Here is a 2068-nt window from a genome sequence, read left to right as displayed (position 1 = left end):
GTGCCCGGGACCTGCCGCGCCGGACCGCCCGTCACGACCTGCTCGCCGGGCAGGTGCGGATCGGCGGCTGGGTGGCGGCCGAGGGTGTTCCGCAGCCGTACCACGACGCCGGGGCGGCCCTCGGCCCGGACGTGCTCGGCACGTCGCTGCTCGCCGTCGGGCCCTCCGGATCCGGCAAGACCCGCACCCTCGTCGAACCGGTGACCGAGGCACTCGCGCTGCAGGCGCTCACCGGACGCTGCGCCGTGGTCGCCGTCTCCGCCCCCGGCAGCCCGCTCGGCGCGGACGACGCCTTCGACGTGATCGTGCGGATCGGTGATCCGTCCTCGGTGCACGACCTCGACCCGTACGCCGAGTCCGACGACCCGGACGAGGCCGCCGCCATGCTCGCCGAGGCGCTGGCGGGCGACCTCGACACGGTCGGCACGCAGGGCGCCGCCACCACGCTGGCCCAGCTGCTCGGCCCGTTCCGGGCGGTGCACGGCCGCTTTCCCGCCCTGCCGGAGCTGCGTGAGCTGCTGGAGGGCGAGGAAGCTGCGCTGACACCGCTGCGGGAGGCGCTCGCCGCGAGCGGGGACGACGTCATGCGCCGTGAACTCGGCGCGCGCGCCCGGCAGACGGGTACGCCGGGTGACCCGGGCCGGACCCTCGCCGACCGGCTGGCCCTGCTCAACCGGCCGGTGTTCGCGGACTTCTTCGGAGGCGGCGGCCCCGGCCGGCCGTTCTCCCTGCGCGCGGTCGCCCACCACCCGCTGCGGGTGCGGATCGACCTGCCCGAGCACGGTCACGAGGAGGCCGGCCGGCTGATCACGCGGCTGGTCCTCGCACAGTTCCACGCCGTCGTGCGGGAGGGCGGGCGCGCGCACTTCGCCTGCCTGGTCCTGGACGACGCGACCGGCACGGTCACCGCGGAGTCGGTGCGGCGCATCCAGCGGCTGCGCTCGCAGAACGCGGGTGTGCTGCTCGCCCTGCGCACCGTCGCCGACGTGCCCGAGGCGCTGCACGGGCCGCTCTACGGAGCGGTGGGCTGTCGGATGGCGTTCTCCGGGGTCACCACCTGGGACGGCAACCGGTTCGCGCAGACCTGGGGAACCGAGTGGGTGGAGACCACGGAGGTCGCCAAGCACACGGTCTTCGCCGATCAGCCGATGACCCGCGCCCTGCACGCGCTGCGCAAGCTGGTGACCGGCAAGGCGGTGACGACGGACGCGGTGACGGTACGGCAGGTCGAGCGGGAGCGGTGGTCCGCGTCCGAGCTGGCCCACGCGGTGCCGGCGGGGCACGCGGTGCTGTCGCTGACGAACGTCAAGGGTGAGTACACGCCCCCGCTGCTGGTGGACCTGCGGGGCTGAGCGGGCCGGGAGACGGTGACCGTACAGTGAGGCAGAATCGATACAGGCCGTTCATACGCAGCGGCCAAAGGATCACCGCGTTCTCACCCGCCCGACGCAGACCCGAAGGCACAAGGCCCCGATGCCCCCGACGCTCGCCTCGCTCGTGCACCACTCCGCGCTCAAGCTGACCGTGCGCGCGGGCGAGGACCGCCTCGACGCGCCCGTCCGCTGGGCGCACGCCAGTGAACTCGCCGACCCCGTGCCCTACATGGAGGGCGGGGAACTGCTGCTGATCACCGCGCTCAAGCTCGACGCGGAGGACCGGGAGGCGATGCGCCGCTATGTGAAGCGGCTGGCGGGAGCGGGCGTGGTCGGGCTCGGCTTCGCCGTCGGCGTCCACTACGAGGACATCCCCGACGCCCTCGTCGACGCCGCCCGCGCGGAGGGCCTGCCGCTGCTGGAGGTGCCGCGCCGCACCCCCTTCCTCGCGATCAGCAAGGCCGTCTCCGCCGCCATCGCCGCCGACCAGTACCGCGCGGTGACCGCGGGCTTCGCCGCCCAGCGGGAACTGACACGGCAGATGCTGACCGACGGACCCGAGGGCCTGCTGGCCGCGCTCGCCGCCCAGGTCGACGGATGGGCAGCGCTGTACGACGCCTCGGGCGCCGTCGTCGCCACGGCGCCGGAGTGGGCGGGCCGGCGCGCCGCACGGCTCACCGCGGACGTGACCCGGC

The 2068-nt window shown here is 74.8% G+C and carries 1 protein-coding gene and 1 pseudogene; both read left to right on the top strand.

From position 1 onward, the window contains the following. Nucleotides 1-1352 (top strand): annotated as a pseudogene (locus B9S61_RS00580) (ATP/GTP-binding protein); the annotation flags it as partial. 121 nt (nt 1353-1473) lie between these two features. Then, the coding region (locus B9S61_RS00575; protein ID WP_181007172.1) for a PucR family transcriptional regulator ligand-binding domain-containing protein at nt 1474-2068 on the top strand (595 nt) is incomplete at its 3' end.

It is taken from the genome of Streptomyces sp. SM1, from assembly GCF_002910825.1.
Classification (GTDB): Bacteria; Actinomycetota; Actinomycetes; order Streptomycetales; family Streptomycetaceae; genus Streptomyces; species Streptomyces okerensis.
Note: the sequence above shows the minus strand (reverse complement) of the source record. Positions and strands in the feature narration are given on the sequence as shown.